We start from the raw sequence: 17,413 nt of genomic DNA on the forward strand, positions 1-17,413 counted from the left end.
CTGTGCTGGACGCTCGCGCGCGGCTTCAAGGTGGTGATCTCCTCCGATGAAGACCGCAGTGCCGCCTCGCCTGCCCGGGGCCCGCATGCGCACCGCCCGGTGGATTTCAGCCTGTTCTATTTCTCGAGCGATGAATCCGAAGGGGAGGGCGACAAGTACCGCCTGCTGCTGGAGGGCGCGAAGTACGCCGACCAGCACGGCTTTGCGGCGGTGTGGACGCCCGAGCGCCACTTCCATGCCTTCGGCGGGCTGTATCCCAACCCGTCGGTGACCAGCGCGGCCATCGCAGCCATCACGCAGCGGGTGAAGATCCGTTCGGGCAGTGTGGTGCTGCCGCTGCACCACCCGGCGCGCATCGCCGAGGAATGGGCGGTGGTGGACAACCTGTCCAAGGGGCGCGTGGGCATTTCCTTCGCGTCGGGCTGGCAACCCAACGATTTCGTGCTCAAGCCCGAGAACTTCGCGAAGAACAAGCAGGTGATGCTCGAGGGCATCGAGACGGTGCGCAAGCTCTGGCGCGGCGAGGCCGTGAGCTTCCCCGGCACCACGGGCCAGCCGGTGGAGGTGCGCACGCTGCCGCGCCCGGTGCAGGCCGAATTGCCGTTCTGGGTGACCTCGGCGGGCAACCCCGAGACCTTCATCGCGGCCGGCCGGCTGGGCGCCAATGTGCTGACCCACCTGCTGGGGCAGTCGGTGGAGGAGCTGTCCGACAAGCTGGCGGCTTACCGGAAGGCCTGGAAGGATGCTGGCCATCCGGGTGAAGGCCATGTCACCTTGATGCTGCACACCTTCGTCGGGCCCGATGAAGCGACCGTGCGCGAGAAAGTCCGCCAGCCGCTGATCGAGTACCTGCGCAGCTCGCTCAACCTCGTCAAGCAATACGCCTGGTCCTTCCCGGCCTTCAAGCGCCGCGAGGGCATGGATGACACCAGCGCCAACATCGACCTGCAAAGCCTCAGCCATGACGAGATGACGGCGCTGCTGGAGCATTCTTTCCATCGCTACTACGAGACCAGTGGACTCTTCGGAACGCCGCAGACTTGCCTGGCGATGGTGGATCGCCTCAAGGGCATCGGTGTGGACGAGATCGCCTGCTTGATCGATTTCGGCGTCGACTCCGAGTCGGTGCTGTCGCACCTGGAATACCTCAACCAGTTGCGCAAACTGTCCGCGCCACGTCGCGTGGCCTCGGGCGACTACTCGCTGGCCGCACAGATGGAGCGCCATGCGGTCACGCATCTGCAGTGCACGCCCTCGATGGCGCGCATGCTCACGCACGACGACAAGGCCGTGGCGGGTCTGAAGAAGCTGCGTCGCATGATGGTGGGGGGCGAGGCCCTGCCGCCCTCGCTGGCGCGCGACCTCAAGGCGCTGATCCCCGGCGTGCTGATGAACATGTACGGGCCGACCGAGACCACGATCTGGTCGGCGGTGCAGCCGGTGGATGCTGTGGATGGCATCGTGCCGCTGGGCCGGCCGCTGGTGAACCAGGAGATCTACATCCTCGACCGACGCCAGCAGCCTGTACCGGTGGGCGTGCCCGGCGAGCTGGTCATTGGCGGCAAGGGCGTGGTGCGGGGCTACCTGCATCGCCCCGAACTCACGGCCGAGCGCTTCCTGCCGCACCCCTTCCGCGGTGCGGCCGGCGGGCGGGTCTACCGCACCGGTGACCTGGCGCGCCAGCGCCCCGACGGCACGGTGGAATTCCTCGGGCGCCTGGATCACCAGGTCAAGGTGCGGGGCTACCGTATCGAACTGGGCGAGATCGAGGCCCGGCTGCTGAGCCACCCGGCGGTGCGTGATGCGGTGGTGGTGGCGCGCGAGGACAGCCCGGGCGATGTGCGCCTGGTGGCCTATCACGTGCCGCAGGCGGGCCAGACGCCGGCTGTGGCCGAATTGCGCGACCATCTGCGTGCTGGCCTGCCCGAGTACATGGTGCCGTCGCACTTCGTCTCGCTGCCGGCCTTGCCGCAAACCCCCAACGGCAAGATCGACCGCAAGGCCTTGCCGGCACCCGACAGCGGTCCCGCCCCGGCACCGGCGGCCAGCTTCGTGGCGCCCACCAGCGACCTGGAAGAGTCGATCGCCGCGATCTGGAAGGACGTGCTCAAGCTCCCGCAGGTCGGCACGCGCGACAACTTCTTCGACCTCGGCGGGCACTCCCTGCTGGCTGTGCAGGCCCATCGCCGCCTGCGCGAGGCCCTGGGGCGCGATCTGTCGATCACCGACATCTTCCGCTTCCCGACGATCGAGAGCCTGAGCGCCTACCTGGGCCAGGACGGCGCCGACGGCGCAGCCGCCCAGCAAGGTCGCGACCGTGCCCAGGGCCGCCGGGCGGCCCTGCAGCGCCGTCAGGGCCTGCGCACGGCCGCCACCACGGACCAGGGCGTCTGAGCCTGGATCGACCGCTTCTCCTTGGACTGAACGCATGAACGACACGTCTTCCGCCGGCTTTGACACCGACATCGCCGTGGTGGGCATGGCGGGGCGCTTTGCCGGCGCGCGCAATCTCGACGAATACTGGCGTAACCTGCGCGACGGCGTGGAGTCGCTGACCCGCTTCACCGAAGAGGAACTGCTGGCCGCCGGCGTCAAGCCGGCCCAGTTGCGCGACCCGAACTATGTGCCGGTGGGCGCTGTGCTGCCCGACATGGAGATGTTCGACGCCGCCTTCTTCGGCTTCAGCCCGCGTGAGGCGGCCATCATGGACCCGCAGCACCGGCATTTCCTCGAGTGCTCGTGGGAGGCGCTGGAGAACGCCGGCCACACGCCCTCCCAGTTCAAGGGTTCGATCGGTGTGTTCGGCGGATCGGGCCACAACGCCTACATGCCCTACAACCTGCTGACGAATCCGCAACTGGTCTCGTCGGTGGGCTTTTTCCTGATCCGCCACACCGGCAACGACAAGGACTTCCTGACGACCCGGGTGTCCTACCTGCTCAACCTCAAGGGCCCGAGCGTCAATGTGCAGACGGCCTGTTCGACCTCGCTGGTGGCCATCCATCTGGGCGTGCAAAGCCTGCTCAACGGTGAATGCGACATGGCGCTGGCCGGCGGGGTGACGATCGAGCTGCCGCACCGCCAGGGCTATGTCTATCAGGAAGGCGAGATCCTGTCGCCCGACGGCCATTGCCATGCCTTCGATGCCGACTCGAAAGGCACGGTCTTCGGCAGCGGCGTGGGGGTGGTGGTGCTGCGTCGCCTGGCCGATGCCATCGCTGATGGCGACCACATCCACGCGGTGATCAAGGGCTCAGCCGTCAACAATGACGGCTCGATGAAAGTGGGCTACATGGCCCCCAGCGTCGATGGCCAGGCCCAGGCCATTGCCGAGGCGCTGGCGATCGCCAACGTGCCACCCGACACCATCACGTACGTCGAGGCTCATGGCACCGGCACGCCGGTGGGCGACCCCATCGAGATCGCCGCGCTGACCCAGGCCTATCGAGAAGGCACCGACAAGACCGGCTACTGCGGCATCGGCTCGGTCAAGACCAACATCGGCCACACCGACACGGCAGCCGGCGTGGCCAGCTTCATAAAGGTGGCCCTGGCGATGCAGCATGGCCAGCTGCCACCCTCGCTGCATTTCTCCAAGCCCAACCCGGCCTGCGAATTCGAGCGCAGCCCCTTCTATGTGAACGCCACGCTCAAGGACTGGACGCCGCCGCCGGGCGTGCCGCGCCGGGCCGGCGTCAGCTCGCTGGGCGTGGGGGGCACGAATGCCCATCTCATCCTCGAAGAGGCGCCACCGCGCCAGCCGTCCGGCCCCTCGCGCGAACATCAGTTGCTGATGCTTTCGGCCAAGTCCCAGGCTTCGCTGGATGCGAACACGGCCGCGCTGGCCGCACACCTGCGCGAGCACCCGCAGATCAACCTCGCCGATGTGGCCTACACCCTGCAGGTGGGGCGCGAGCCGATGAAGCTGCGCCGCATCGTCGTGGCTCGCGATGCCGCCGACGCCGCCCAGGCACTGGAGGCGATGGATCCGCAGCGCGTGATCAGCCTGCCCGGGGCCATGGGCAGCCACAGCCTGGCGTTCATGTTCGCCGGCGGCGGCGCGCAGTATCCCGGCATGGGGGCTGACCTGTATCGCAGTGAGCCGGTCTACCGCCAGGCCGTCGACGAATGCCTGGCGCTGCTGGCCAAGCGCAGTGGCATCGACTACAAGGGCCTGCTCTTCCCGACGGTCGGCCAGGAAGAGGACGCGGCACGTCGACTGGAGCGGCCCTCGCTGGCCCTGCCGCTGCTGCTGACGACTCAGTACGCGCTGGCCAGGCTCTGGATGTCCTGGGGCCTCACGCCCTCGGCCATGATCGGCCACAGCATGGGCGAGTACACGGCGGCCCATCTGGCCGGGGTGTTCAGCCTGGAAGATGCGCTGACCTTGGTGGAGCTGCGCGGCCGCCTGTTCGAGACCCTGCCCGAAGGCGGCATGCTCAGCGTGCCGCTGCCCGAGGCCGAGGTGCAGGCGCGTATCGGCCCGGAACTGTCGATTGCCGCGGTGAACGGCCCCTCGCTCACCGTGGTGGCCGGCCCGGTGCAGGCCATCGAGGCGCTGCAGCAGGCCTTGCAGGCCGAAGAGATCGAAGCGGCCCGCGTTCGCATCAACGTGGCGGCGCATTCGTCGATGCTCGAACCCATTCTCGAGGAGTTCGGCGCCTTCTTCCGCCGTGTGGCCATGAAACCGCCCACGTTGCCCTTCGTCTCCAACCTCTCCGGCACCTGGATCACCCCGGCCGAGGCGACCGACCCGCAGTACTGGGTGCGCCACCTGCGCCATACCGTGCGTTTTGCCGATGGCCTGCAGGAGCTGCTGAACGACGAAAGCCGCATCCTGCTGGAGGTGGGGCCCGGTCGCACGCTGTCGTCGCTGGCCCGCCAGCACAGCGCGCGCAAGCCGCAGCAGGTGGTGCTGAACTCGTTGCGCCATCCTGACGAAAAGGTCGATGACCAGGCCTATGTGTTAGGCATCCTGGGGCGCTTGTGGGCCGCGGGTGCACCGATCGACTGGGCGCGTTTCCGCCAGGGCGAGCGACGGCTTCGCCTGCCGCTGCCCACCTATCGCTTCGACCATCAGCGCCACTGGATCGAGCCCGGCCTGTCGCTGCAGGCCGCCCCGACGCTGGAGGAGCGCCTGGCCCGCCATGAGGACATGGCCGACTGGTTTTACGAGCCGGTGTGGAAGCGTTCGGCTCGGCCCCAGCCCGAGCCGCTGGCGGGGCCGGTGCTGGTGTTCGAGGACGAGGCCGGCCTGGGCGAGGAACTGGCCCGCCAGCTGCGCGAGGCCGGCCAGGTCGTCACGCGTGCGCGCCCGGGCAAGGCCTATGCCCAGCGGGGCGACGGCAGTTTCACGATCACGCCGGACGCGGCGGGCGATTACGACCGCCTTTTTGCCGCTTTGCGCGCCAGTGGTGCGCTGCCCAGCCGCATCTTCCACCTGTGGTCGGTCACCGGCGATCGCCGGCTCGACAGCAGCTTGAAGACGGTGGACGAGCTCCAGCGCCTGGGTTTCTACAGCCTGCTGCAACTCGCGCAGGCCATCGGTCGGGAGGACCTGGGCGAGCCGATGCGGCTCGCGGTGGTCACCGACCGGCTGCAGCGCGTCGGGGCCGAAACCGGCCTCATGCCGGCCAAGGCCACGGCGGCGGCGGTGTGCCGCGTGATCTCGCAGGAGTTCCGCCACATCCGTTGCTGTGCGGTGGACGTGCAGGTGCCCCCCCGTGGCTCGCGACAGGCCGTGCGGCTGGCGGCCGATGTCGCGGCCGAACTGGCGGCGCCGCCGTCCGACGAGGTGGTGGCGCTGCGCCTGGGCGAACGCTGGCTGCAGGATTTCGCGCCGGTGCGGCTGGAGCGTCCGGCGCCCGGCCGGGCCGGTTTGCGCGAGCGTGGCGTCTACCTGATCACCGGCGGTCTGGGCGGTGTGGGCCTGGCCCTGGCCGAACACCTGGCGCTGTCGGTGAAGGCCCGCCTCGTGCTGGTGGGCCGCTCCGGCCTGCCGCCGCGCGAGGGCTGGGCCGAGTGGGTTCGCGAGAAGGGCCCGCGCGAGGCCACCAGCCGGCGCATCCGCCAGGTGATGGCCCTGGAATCGCGCGGTGCCGAGGTGATGGTGGCTCAGGCCGACGTCACCGACCTCGTGCAGATGCGCCAGGTCGTCAAGCAGGCGGTGGCGCGCTTCGGCGCGTTGCACGGCGTGCTCCACACCGCGGGCGTGCTCGACGATGGTGTCATCCAACTCAAGGAGCCAGGGGCCGCTGCTGCGGTTCTGGCGCCCAAGGTCCAGGGCACGCTCACCCTCGATGCGGCGCTGGGCGACCTGCCGCTGGACTTCCTGGTGCTGTTCTCGTCCATCAGCTCGTTTGCCGGCCTGGCCGGGCAGTTCGACTACGCCGCGGCCAACGCCTTCCTCGACGCCTTCGCCCAGGAGCGCACGGCCCGTGACGGCCGCTACACCGTGGCCATCAACTGGAGCCAGTGGCAGGAGGTCGGCATGGCGGCCGAGCTGGCACGTCGGCTCGGTATCGGGGCCTCCGAGGCCGCGCAAGGCGAAGGGGTGCCAGTGGATCACCCGCTGCTGGACCGCTGCCTGCTGGACACCGACGACGAGCGCGTGTACAGCACCCGCTTTGCGGTGGAGCGTCACTGGCTGCTCGACGAACACCGCATCCGCGGCGGCCAGGCTCTCATTCCTGGCACCGGCTACCTGGAAATCGTGCGGGCTGCGGCGATGCAGCACCGCGAGGCGCGCACGCTGGAGCTGCGCGACGTGACTTTCCTGTCCCCCTTCATCGTGCGCGAGGGCGAGGAGCGCGAGCTGCAGGTGCGGCTGCGGGCGCTGCCGGGCGGGCAGCATGACTTCGCGCTGCGCAGCCCCGCGGGTGGCGGCGACGAAGCCGGCTGGAACGACCATGTGCGCGGCGAGGTGGGCTATGTGGACGCCAAGCCGCCGGTGGCTCAGGCGCCGGCCGCCATTGCTGCGCGTTGCACGGTGCGCGCCCAGCACTTCCGGGGCGATGAGCAAGCGGTGCACCTACAGTTCGGGCCTCGCTGGAGCAACCTGCGGCGCATCGACTTCGGCCAGGGCGAGGCCTTGGCGATGCTGGAGCTGCCTGAGGCCTTCACCGGCGACCTGCTGCAGTTCGAGTTACACCCGGCCCTGATGGACCTGGCCACGGCCGGGGCGCAGTCGCTGATCCCGGGCTTCGACGAGGCGCGTGACTTCTTCGTGCCGGCCTCTTACGGCTGCCTGCGGGTGTTTGCGCCCCTGACGGCCAAGGTATACAGCCATATCCGCCTGCGCCCGCCCACGCAGGCGGTGGCGCAGTTTGCCGTCTACGACGTCACGATCATGGACGAAAGCGGCCGTGTGCTCGTGGACATCCGGGAGTTCACGATGGTCCGCGTGCGCGACAAGGCTTTGCTCGACGCTTTGCCAGCCTCAGGCGCTGCAGCGGGGCAGCGGCCGCGTGCCACGGCCAACAAGGTTCTGGAGATGGGCTTGTCCGAAGGCCTGCGCAGTGCCGAGGGCGCCGAGGTGCTCGAGCGAGTGCTGGCCGATGGCCGCCTGGCACAGGTGGCCGTCTCGCCGCAGGACCTGCACGCCACTCTGGAGAAGCTGCGCACGCCCGTTTCGCCTGCGCCTGCAGCCTCCGAGCAGGCCGATGAGTCCCGCGCCGACTGGAAAGCCCCTCGCACCGAAACAGAGCAACTCATTGCGCAGATGTGGGGTGAGATGCTCGGTGTGGCCAAGGTCAGTGCCAGCGACAACTTCTTCGACCTGGGCGGGCATTCACTGCTGGCTGTGCAGGTCATCAACAAACTCAAGCGCAAGACCGGCAGGCTGTTGCCCCTCACCGCCTTGCTCGAGGCTCCCACGGTGGAGGCCCTGGCGGCATTGATCGAACCCCCACCACCGGACGCCGCGGCGGGCGAGACGAACCCGGGCGACAGCGCCGCGCCGGCCGCGCGCGTGCCCGGCGATGCCGTGCCGGCCCTGCCCAGGACGGTGGTGCGCATCCGTGCCGGCGGCGACCGGCCGCCGATCTTCTTCGTGCACGACGGCAAGGGCGAGACACTGCTGTATCGCACCCTGGCCCTCAAGCTCGATGCGGGCCATGCGATCTACGGCCTGCAACCCGAGATGCGCCATGACGGCAGCTACGTGCACACCCGCATCGTCGACATGGCCGCGGCCCATGTCCGTGCGGTGCGCAGTGTTCAGCCCGAGGGGCCGTACCTGCTGACCGGCCTGTGCGCGGGCGGCGTGATCGCCTTCGAGATGGCGCGTCAGCTCGAGGATGCGGGACAGCGAGTCATTTTCGTCGGCATCATGGATGCCGCGGACGTGCATGCCCAAGAGCGTCCCTTCCGAGTGGCCCAGAATCGGATCCACCGCTTCCTGGGCACGCTCAACGATCCGAGTGCCGGCTCCACGCTGCAGCGCATCGGCAGGGCCGTGCCGAAGATGCTGGCCAAGACCCGAAACCTGGCGCTGTACGAGGTGCAGTCCCGGTTGGAGCGCTTCCACAACGCACGCAAGGTTCGGGCCATGCGCGATCAGGCCGAGCGCGGCGAAGTGGTGTCGCCGGTTGCGGAAGAGGACCATGGGCTGGACTTCCTGAAGATGTACGAGGTGGCCCACAGGGAGCATCAGCCCCAGGGGGTGTTCCGCGGCGGGGATGTGGTCGTGTTCCGTGGTCTGCAGGGTGATGGGAGTCAGGCCGATGAACCGTACAAGAACATTTACAGCGACCCCCAACTGGGATGGGGGCCTCGCGTCGAGAGTGCGTTGAGCGTGATCGACGTACCGGGTGGCCATACGAGCATGCTGCAGGAGCCTCATGTCGGCGTGCTGGCTGGGCAGTTGCAGCGATGCATCGATCGAGCCATCTCACGTCATGGGGTGCAGCGCGACCGAGGGCAACCCGAGGACGATTCACGGGCGGCCGACGCTCCTGTCGTCGCACGGCGTTGCGAGCCTCAGCCGGCCGAGGTGGAGTGATGGGCTTGCAGCCTGTACCGGCCACTGCCGTGGAGCCGGGGGAAGGACGTTCCAGCGCGGTGGAAACGCTGGTCGTGATCGTCAACTACCGCACCGGATCTTTGGTGGTGGACTGCCTTCGATCGCTCGCATCCGAGCCAGATGTCCGGGAGGGCCGGGCGTGTGTGGTCGTGGTGGACAACGCATCGGGCGACGGCTCGGCCGCGCGGATCCGCCAAGCCATCGAGACGAACGGGTGGCAGGCGTGGGTGTCGGTCCTGGAGTCGGAGCGCAACGGGGGGTTCGCCTACGGCAACAACCTCGCGGTTCGCGCGGCACTTCAGTCCGGTCGGCCGCCAGCTTACTTCTGGCTCCTCAACCCGGACACCGTGGTGCGGCCGGGAGCGCTTGGTCATCTCGTGCAGTTCATGCGCCAGCACCCTGGCGCGGGGATTGCCGGAGGGGGGATCGACGAGGGCGACGGTCGCGCCTGGCCGTACGCCTTCAGGTTCCCGTCTGTCTGGAGTGAGCTCGAAAACAGCTTGCGTCTGAGGCTGGCCAGCCGCCTGCTCAGCCGCCATGCTGTGGCCCGTCGCATGGGGGATCGTCCCGAGGAAGTGGAGTGGGTGTCCGGCGCGACGATGATGGTGCGCCGGGAGGTGTTCGAGGCCATCGGGTTGATGGACGAGGGTTATTTCCTCTACTTCGAAGAGACGGACTTCTGTCTGCGCGCGGCCAGGGCGGGATGGCGCTGCTGGCATGTGCCTCAATCCCGGGTGATGCACATTGCTGGTCAGAGCACTGGCCTGACCGGGCGGCTAGCGGTCGTGCCGCGGCGCCCGGCCTACTGGTTCGAGTCCCGCCGCCGCTACTTCGTGAAGAACCACGGCTGGCTCTATGGTGCTCTGGCTGACGTCGTTTGGATCCTGGGATTTGCATCCTGGCGTGTGCGTCGCTGGATGCTGGGCAAGGAGGATACCGACCCGCCCAGGATGCTCCTCGACTTCATTCAGCACTCCGTGCTGTGGCAACCGGGCCTGTGGCGGGCTCGACGAGAAGTCCCAGTGAATCAGAGGGCGGCGCGATCCTGAGCGCGCCAGGCATCATGTCGCCGATCCATGTCACGCGCCCAGTTCTGCCGCCGCTGCAGGAACTTCTGCCACACCTGCAGGAGATATGGGATCGGCGGATCCTTGCCAATGCTGGCCCGTTCCATCAGCGCTTCGAGGCGCGCTTGGCCGAATACCTCGGCGTCGATCACCTGAGCCTGTGCAGCAATGCAACGGTCGGGTTGATGATGGCTTTGCGGGACATGGGTGGCGAGGGAGAGGTGGTGACGACACCGTTTTCGTTCGCGGCCACGGCCCATGCAATTGCATGGGCCGGATTCACGCCGGTCTTCGCGGACGTGGAACCCGAGTCCTTGAACCTTGATCCCGAGGCCGTCGAACGTGCGTTGACCCCTCGCACTCGGGCCATCCTGGCGGTTCATTGCTACGGGCATGTCTGCAACGTCGAGCGTTTGGCAGAGATCGCTCAGTCCCGGGGGCTCAAGCTTATCTACGATGCTGCCCACGCCTTTGGCGTGCGTTGGCGGGGGCGCAGCGTGCTGCGGCATGGAGACCTGTCGGTCCTGAGCTTTCACGCCACCAAGGTCTTCACCACCTTTGAGGGGGGTGCCATCGTGGCCGCGGATCCTGCCACGAAACAGCGCATGGATCGCTTGCGCAACTTCGGTATCGTCGACGAGCACGCCATCGAAGGCCTCGGGCTCAACGGGAAAATGAATGAGTTCTGCGCGGCCCTGGGCCTGGTGCAGCTCGATCACGTGGAACAGGCCATCGATGAGCGTCGGCGGATCGATCAGCGCTACAGACACGAGCTGTCTGAAGTCCCGGGGCTTCGCTGCCTGGGCTGGCGGGATCCCGAGACACCCAACTTCGCCTACTTCCCCATTCTGGTGGATTCGGCCTACGGCATCACGCGCGATGCGCTGCAGGCAAGGTTGCGGGAGCACGACATTCATGCTCGGCGCTACTTCTCCCCGCTGCTCAGCGATCTGCCGGCCTATCGGCATCTGCCCTCGGCCGCGCCGTCGAACCTGCCGGTGGCTGTGGGGGCAGCATCCCGTGTCCTGTGCTTGCCCATCTTCCCCGGATTGCGGGTCGACGAGCAGGATCGGATCGTCGAACTCGTTCGGGGGGCAGGAGGGTAGATGGAAGCGATCGCGCAGCCGGTCGGCCACGGGGCCATCGTTCCCGGACGCCCCGGCGATCTCGGAAGGCCCCGTCTGACCCACCTGGGTGAACACCTGGGAGTCCGCCTGTGGCTGGCGTACCTGGACGAGGATCTTTCGGCGGACGAGGCGGCGCTGCTGTGCGAACAGGAGCTTCAACGCGCAGCACGTCATCACCGCGAGGAGGACCGGCGACGTCGGCGGGTGGCCCGCTGGGCCTTGCGAATCGTGCTTGCGCAGACCTTGGGCCTGGAACCAGCCACCCTGCGGTTCCAGACCGATCCGCAAGGCAAGCCCCATCTGGCCGGGAGCGGTCGAGCGGCCTGTCATTTCAACCTGAGCCACGCACAGGACCTTGCCCTCATCGGCGTGTGCGCACAGGCTCCGGTGGGGGTCGACCTCGAAATCCTGGCCTCGGTCGCCGATCTGGCCGGTGTATCGAGCCTGGTTTTCACGCCGGCTGAGCGTGACGAACTTGCACGGCAGGCTGGGGCTTACGACACTGCCTTCCTACGGGGCTGGACTCGCAAGGAGGCCTGCCTCAAGGCTGTGGGGACGGGGCTGGGGCTGGACCCTGCCGGCGTGGAGGTCGGTCTGTCCACGCAGGATCGTGAGGTGCGGCTGCACCTGCCGAGTCACGGGGCGCGGGCGATCGTGGCACTGCGGTCGCTGCCGGCGTCGGGCATGGACGGCACGCAGACTCCTTGGGTCGCGGCTGTTGCACGGCTTGTCGGGACCACCGGTGCATGGCCCGAGGTCGGTGGAGTCGGGTCATGCTGAACCTTCCGCTGCTGCGACGTCAATGTCAACGTCTTCTGGTGTGGCGTGCCCCGGAGCTGGCCCGCATGGCTTCGCGGTCCTGGACCGTCTGTCCGGCCGAGACGGTGCGGATTCCGCCCGCCCTCACGCTGCCCGGTGCAACCGAGAAGATCAAGGCGCTGTCTCCCTGGCGGGACTGGCGCAGTGAGAAGCTGCTGCTGGAAGGTGGGTGGATCGAGCATGCGGCCTGCACGACCCATCTGCTCGAAAGGGTGGACGTGGTGGAGGCCTTCCTCTACTGCGGTGCGGCCAGGGATCAGGTCGGTTATGGGGCAGAGCGATGGTTCTATGAAGGGCTGGGTCCGCGCATCGCGCTGGACACGGCCGAGCTGGCCACCAGCCGCAGCGGCAGCCACTTCTTCGGCACCTTCTTGCTCGACGACATGCCTTTGGGCCTCTTGTCTCAGGGCAGGGAAGACGTCATCGGCATGGTCAAGCGCCCCTACGAGCACGAAGAAGGCTATCGCCGTCTGCTCGATCTGCCACGCCCCAGAGAGGTCCGGCATGCCCACATCGGTCGGTTGACGATCCACGTCGACTTCGCGCAGAACTCGCACAAGCGCAGGCGCTACGAGGAACTGAGATCGCGTCTTCGGCGGCACCTGACATCGGTGGTCGCATGCCGCGGGGCAGGAGTGTATGTGCGCAGAGGGCTGAGCGGAGAGCCTCGTGTGCTCAGCAACGAGGAGGAGGTGGTGCGCATACTGTCCGATGCCGGCTTCGATGTGCTGGATCCGGCAACGCTGACGGCCGATGAGATTGCCAGCCGGTCCCTGGAGGCCCGGATCGTGGTCGGTGTGGAGGGTAGTCACCTGTCGCATGCTATCTACAGCATGGCTGAAGATGGGGCCTTCCTGGTGCTGCAGCCTCCCGACCGCTTTGCGTTGGCGTACAAGGAGTATGCCGACCGCATGGAGATGCGCTTTGCCTTGCTGGTCGGAGACCGGGCGTCTCAGGGATTCTCCGTGCCGGCCAGCGATCTCCTGAGGATGCTGGACAGGTTGATCTGAGGGACTTGGAAACGGCGGTGGAACATGGTCCTGGATGGCCAACGGAAGCTGCAACCCACCGAAGCGGCGCGGGAGCTGGTGCTCCTGCCCAGCTTGAAGGCCAGCCCAGGCCCTGGCGGAGGATGGGTTCTGACCCGCAAGTACCTCAATGGGGTGGCCGAGTACGCGAGATCCTGGCCAGGGCCGGTCACCAGCCTGGTGAGGCTGGCCGATGAGCCCCTCTCGGATATGGATCCGGTCGAGGTGGGCCCTGGCGACGCCGGGCCCAGGGTCGAGCTGCGACCCTCCGATCCCCACGCCTTCCGGGAGCGCCTGCGTCACGCAGCCGCCGTCCTGGCATTCTTGTCCCCTTTCGAACTGGAGACGGCGCGGTTGTGCCATGAACTGGGCGTGCCGCTGATCTTCACCAGCGAATACACGTTGCGTACCGAGTGGCAGATCCTCGAGGCGGAGGTGGTCAATCCCTTGCTGCGGTGGCGACGAAAGCTCTGGGCGTGGCAGGCCGAGCGTAAGCGCCGGGACGCTCTCCGGCTCGCCGCAGGGCTTCAGTGCAGCGGCACCCCCACATACGAGGTCTATCGCCGCATCCGCCCGGATGCGATGATCTTCTTCGACAACCGGGTGCCTCGGCATGCCGTCATTCAGACTTCGCAACTGTCGCTCAAGCGAGTAAAGCTCCTGGAGGGCGGCCCGCTGAGGCTGGTGTTTGGCGGGCGTCTGATCGCGATGAAGGGGGTGCGTGACCTGCCGCGCTTCGCCCTTTCTCTCAAGCGGATGGGGGTGGCCTTCACGCTCGACATCTACGGTCGCGGCGTGCTCGAGCGCGAGCTCGAACATGACATCCAGGCCAGGGGGTTGCAGAAGGAGGTGAGGTTGCGAGGTGTCATGGATTTCGACAGCGAATGGATACCGATGCTCAAGGACCGGGCAGACCTCTTCATCTGCTGCCACCCTCAGGGCGATCCCTCCAGCACCTACCCCGAAGTCATGTCCTGCGGCGTGCCGATCGCGGGGTATGCCAACGAGGCTTTCGTCGGCGTGGTGGGGCATTCGGGCGCAGGGTGGGTCAGTCCGATCGGAGATCCGCAGGCGCTGGCTTGCCTGGTGGCCCGACTGTCGAACGACCGAGGCGAGATCGCGCGTGCTGCCGAGGCGGCGAGGCGCTTCGCGCAGCGCCACGCCTTCGAGGCCACGTTTGCGGCGAGGGTGGCACACATAACGCGTCTGAGCCGGCTGCCCGAAGCCGAGCTGCGCCTGGCTGATCGACATGCGCCCGAAGCGCGGGTGACAGCATGACATTCGCCGATGTCGGGGTGGTGGTGATCGGACGCAACGAGGGCGGGCGTCTGCTCCGGTGCCTCCAATCCGTCCGAGGCGAAGCGCAGGTCGTCTATGTCGACTCCGGGTCGACGGACCAGTCGGTCGAACTGGCACGGCGCATGGGCGCCCAGGTGGTGGAACTCGACATGCGCCAGCCTTTCACGGCGGCCCGCGCCCGCAACGCCGGTTGGCGCCGCCTGCTTGAATGCTGCCCGGGCATCGAATATGTTCAGTTCGTCGATGGGGACTGCGAGGTGGTTTCCGGCTGGCTGTCCCTCGCGAGAGCCTACCTGCGTGATCATCCCCGTGCTGCAGCGGTTTGCGGCCAGCGCCGAGAACGGCATCCCGAGCGGTCGGTTTACAACCGCCTGTGTGACCTGGAGTGGATCAAGCCGCCAGGCATTATCCAGGCCTTCGGGGGTGACGTGATGCTGCGCGCCGACGTCCTTGACGCCAGCGGAGGCTACCGCGACGACCTGATCGCTGGCGAGGAGCCCGAATTGTGCGTAAGGCTGCGCCGGGCAGGCTGGGAGATCCACGCACTGCGCGACGATATGACGCTCCACGACGCGGCGATGACCAGCTTCCGGCAGTGGTGGCAGCGCGTGGTGCGCAGCGGTTATGCCTACGCCGCGGGCGTGGCGCTCCATGGCCGCTCGCCCGAACGGCACTGGGTGCGTGAATCGGCGCGCACATGGTTCTGGTCGCTGGGCCCGATGGTGCTCGTCTTGGTATTCCTGCCTGCCTGGGGACTGGGTGCGCTGGCCATCCTCGGTGTCTACCCCTTGCAGGTCCTGCGGCTGTTTCTGAGGAGCGAAGGCTCATGGCGCGATCGCGGCTTGCAATCCGTGTTTCACACGCTCAGCCGATTTCCGGAACTCGTGGGCCAATGCCGCTACCTGCGCGATCGATGGCAGCGGCGACCTTCACAATTGATCGAATACAAATGATCGACCTTCTTCGATGGCGAGTCCTGGCTCGGTGCTGCGCGATGCGGGGCCGACAGGTTCGTTCTGGGGGTTGACCATGGGCGCAGACTATCTCCTGGCTGTCCAGGCGGCTGCCTTCCCTGTTTCGCCCACCGCTTTTGCAACGGAAAGCGCCTTTGCGCAGCATCTGCGCGAGTTGCGTGCCGGTCTGGGCGAACAGTTCGATCGGCTCGTGCTCGTGGCTCCGTGCATGACCGAGGAACAGTACGAGACGCAAAAGGCCCATCTCGGCATCGTCGACCTGCGGACGGACGGGGTGGCATTCCTCCCTGCACACACGACGGCGACAACCCCTTGGGGGTTCTGGCGGCGCGAGGTGGGGCGCATCTGGCGGGAGGTCGGCGTCGCCGTCTCGAAGGCGGCAGTCGTGCACTCGGGAATGTCCACCGACCTGTGGCGTCCTTTGATGGGATTGGTCAATCTGCGGGCATGGTGGGCTGGCAGGCCGGTGATCTTCATCGTGGACATCGACTTCCGTCAGCACTCAAAGCGCTATCACCGGCTGGGTCTGTGGGGCCTGCGCAGCTATTGCGTCAACCGCTTGCTCTACGATCCTCTCAAGTGGATGCAGGTCTGGCTTGCACCGAGGATGTTCCAGTTGGTGTTGCTCAAGAGCGCCAGCATGGTGCAGGACTTCGGGCGGGGCCGGCCCAACGTGCGCAACTTCTACGACACCGTTCATGGTCCCGACGATGTCCTCGATGAACTCTCCCGGCAGGCACGCTTGGAATGGCTGAAGCAGGATGCGCAGACGCTGGAGGTGGTCTTCTTCGGGCGACTGGTGCCGTACAAGGGTCTGGATCGCGCCATCGAGGCCGTCCGCCTGGCTGGCGAGCAGGGCTGCGATGTGAGACTGACGCTGATCGGGGAAGGCGACTGCCTGGCGTCGCTGCGTCGGCAGGTGACACAGGCCGGCCTGAACGACCGGGTGAGGTTCGAGCCTGCGGTGCCTTATGGGGCCGCGTTGTTCGAGCGCCTGGCTCGGGCGCACGTCTGCGTGGCCTGTCCGCTGGTCGAAGATACGCCCAGGGCCGCTTTCGACGCGATGGCACGAGGCCTGCCCCTCGTGGCCTTCGACATCACCTATTTCCGGGATCTGGCCCAGCAAAGCGGGGCTGTGGCACTGGCACAATGGCCTTCCGCGCAGTCGTTGGCAGATCAGTTCAAGGCCTTGCATGCCAACCGTGCCAGACTGGCCGAGATGGCTGATCGAGGACTGACATTCGCACGTCAGAATACGCAGGCATACTGGCTCGCACGTCGGCGTGACTGGATGCTGGAGTTGCTGCATCTGCCCGGTGCGCAGTCCCGGGCGTGAACGGCCCTTCCTCGGTGGTGGATGGCAGGTCCGGCGCAACCGCCGGTGCCGCAACTCGGAGGTGTTGATGAGAGCCAAGAAAAACAAGGTCGGGCGGCGTCTATCCGTGCACGTCGGCCTGGTGCTGATGCTGGGAGCCTGTGGAGGAGGGGTAGGCTTGCAGGCCACGACCGAGACCTCCGGTGTGTCCGCGATGGCGCCTGGATCGATCGACCCCACCGTCACCGCGCGCACTTGCACGCAGGCCACGGCCTGGTCCGGGGAGCAATCCAGGTCACAGTCCATCGTCGCGCGTGTGCATGCTTCGCGAACCGCAGGCGTGGCGCCAATGGCCCTCCTTGTCGACGCAACCGCCACGAGCGCGGCCAGCTCCAGCGTGGATGTCTACAGGGAGGTGAGCTACACCTTCGATTTCTGTGATGAGCGGGGCGAACGTTGGAATCTCACCGGCCTGCCGAAGAACACCCAGACCGGTGGTCCGCTGGCGGCCCATGTGTACGACCTGCCCGGTGTCTACACCATCCACATGCGGGCGACGGATGCCTCGGGGGGGCATTCTGTGGCCACGGTCACGGTGGTGGTGCACAACCCCGACATCGTCTACGAAGGTCGTCGCACGGTATGCGTATCGCCGACGGCGAACTATGCGGGGTGCCCGAGCGGGGCGCTGACGCAGACGGGGCTGCCCAGCAGCTACAGCGGCAAGCGCGTGCTGCTGCGCCGTGGCGAGAGCTTCGGCCA

At 67.2% G+C, this 17,413-nt stretch carries 10 protein-coding genes and 1 pseudogene; all 11 read left to right on the forward strand.

Going from position 1 to position 17,413, the window contains the following annotated elements; genetic code table 11:
• Window positions 1-117: 117 nt before the first annotated feature.
• Window positions 118-1,977: pseudogene (locus tag AC1ECW_RS13200) on the forward strand (MupA/Atu3671 family FMN-dependent luciferase-like monooxygenase); the annotation flags it as partial.
• Window positions 1,978-2,052: 75 nt separating this feature from the next.
• Window positions 2,053-2,394 (forward strand): phosphopantetheine-binding protein, encoded by a 342-nt coding sequence (locus AC1ECW_RS13205; RefSeq protein WP_481202018.1) that lies wholly within the window; start codon window positions 2,053-2,055, stop codon window positions 2,392-2,394.
• A gap of 34 nt (window positions 2,395-2,428) precedes the next feature.
• Window positions 2,429-9,001, forward strand: coding sequence for an SDR family NAD(P)-dependent oxidoreductase (locus AC1ECW_RS13210; RefSeq protein WP_481202006.1), 6,573 nt, complete (start codon window positions 2,429-2,431; stop codon window positions 8,999-9,001).
• A gap of 59 nt (window positions 9,002-9,060) precedes the next feature.
• Window positions 9,061-10,071, forward strand: coding sequence for a glycosyltransferase family 2 protein (locus AC1ECW_RS13215; protein ID WP_409702495.1), 1,011 nt, complete (start codon window positions 9,061-9,063; stop codon window positions 10,069-10,071).
• 14 nt (window positions 10,072-10,085) lie between these two features.
• Window positions 10,086-11,195 (forward strand): DegT/DnrJ/EryC1/StrS family aminotransferase, encoded by a 1,110-nt coding sequence (locus AC1ECW_RS13220; RefSeq protein WP_481202007.1) that lies wholly within the window; start codon window positions 10,086-10,088, stop codon window positions 11,193-11,195.
• Complete coding sequence (locus AC1ECW_RS13225; protein ID WP_481202008.1) at window positions 11,196-11,996, forward strand: 4'-phosphopantetheinyl transferase family protein; 801 nt, start codon at window positions 11,196-11,198, stop codon at window positions 11,994-11,996.
• Complete coding sequence (locus tag AC1ECW_RS13230) at window positions 11,990-13,045, forward strand: glycosyltransferase 61 family protein (protein WP_481202009.1); 1,056 nt, start codon at window positions 11,990-11,992, stop codon at window positions 13,043-13,045. Before AC1ECW_RS13225 ends, AC1ECW_RS13230 begins: the two co-directional genes overlap by 7 nt.
• 24 nt (window positions 13,046-13,069) lie before the next feature.
• Window positions 13,070-14,341: a glycosyltransferase gene (locus tag AC1ECW_RS13235; protein WP_481202010.1), complete on the forward strand. Its 1,272-nt coding sequence runs from the start codon at window positions 13,070-13,072 to the stop codon at window positions 14,339-14,341.
• Complete coding sequence (locus AC1ECW_RS13240) at window positions 14,338-15,315, forward strand: glycosyltransferase family 2 protein (protein WP_409702485.1); 978 nt, start codon at window positions 14,338-14,340, stop codon at window positions 15,313-15,315. Before AC1ECW_RS13235 ends, AC1ECW_RS13240 begins: the two co-directional genes overlap by 4 nt.
• A gap of 76 nt (window positions 15,316-15,391) precedes the next feature.
• Window positions 15,392-16,672 (forward strand): glycosyltransferase family 4 protein, encoded by a 1,281-nt coding sequence (locus AC1ECW_RS13245; protein WP_481202011.1) that lies wholly within the window; start codon window positions 15,392-15,394, stop codon window positions 16,670-16,672.
• Window positions 16,673-16,739: 67 nt separating this feature from the next.
• Window positions 16,740-17,413 (forward strand): PKD domain-containing protein (locus AC1ECW_RS13250; RefSeq protein ID WP_481202012.1); only part of this gene is annotated, 674 nt, incomplete at its 3' end.

The sequence above is a fragment of the Caldimonas hydrothermalis genome (assembly GCF_056746695.1).

Excerpts from the sequence above, each read along its gene's own strand:
- AC1ECW_RS13230 (WP_481202009.1), top strand. The coding sequence starts at position 11,990 with ATGCTGAACCTTCCGCTGCTGCGACGTCAATGTCAACGTCTTCTGGTG.
- AC1ECW_RS13240 (WP_409702485.1), top strand. The coding sequence starts at position 14,338 with ATGACATTCGCCGATGTCGGGGTGGTGGTGATCGGACGCAACGAGGGC.
- AC1ECW_RS13220 (WP_481202007.1), top strand. The coding sequence starts at position 10,086 with ATGTCGCCGATCCATGTCACGCGCCCAGTTCTGCCGCCGCTGCAGGAA.
- AC1ECW_RS13235 (WP_481202010.1), top strand. The coding sequence starts at position 13,070 with ATGGTCCTGGATGGCCAACGGAAGCTGCAACCCACCGAAGCGGCGCGG.
- AC1ECW_RS13225 (WP_481202008.1), top strand. The coding sequence starts at position 11,196 with ATGGAAGCGATCGCGCAGCCGGTCGGCCACGGGGCCATCGTTCCCGGA.
- AC1ECW_RS13245 (WP_481202011.1), top strand. The coding sequence starts at position 15,392 with ATGGGCGCAGACTATCTCCTGGCTGTCCAGGCGGCTGCCTTCCCTGTT.
- AC1ECW_RS13210 (WP_481202006.1), top strand. The coding sequence starts at position 2,429 with ATGAACGACACGTCTTCCGCCGGCTTTGACACCGACATCGCCGTGGTG.